Annotated in this window: 1 protein-coding gene; it reads left to right on the top strand. The window is 49.4% G+C overall.

The window, feature by feature from the left end:
• Positions 1–338 (top strand): hypothetical protein (locus DM444_RS00115; protein WP_162614876.1); only part of this gene is annotated, 338 nt, incomplete at both ends.

A 338-nucleotide genomic window follows, 5' to 3' on the forward strand; every position in this document is an offset into this window, starting at 1 on the left:
GCTTTGGGGGCTTCATCTAAAATAGACGCTTCATGCTACGGAGCAAGCACCGGAACCGTGACTGCGGGGACTGTAACAAACTCTGTGGGAACTGTGGCCTATTCTTGGAAAAACAGCGCAAACGCAGAAGTCGGAACAGCAGCTTCCGTTTCTAATCTGCCTTCCGGAACATATACTTTAACTGTGACGGATTCATGCTCATCCCAAACAAATTCTGTAACTGTTGGACAGCCTTCTGCAGCTTTGGCTTTGGGAGCTTCATCTAAAACGGATGCTTCATGCTATGGGGCAAGCACCGGAACCGTAACTGCGGGAACTGTAGCAAACTCTGTGGGAAC

Source organism: Flavobacterium ginsenosidimutans, from assembly GCF_003254625.1.
In the GTDB taxonomy this organism is placed as follows: domain Bacteria; phylum Bacteroidota; class Bacteroidia; order Flavobacteriales; family Flavobacteriaceae; genus Flavobacterium; species Flavobacterium ginsenosidimutans.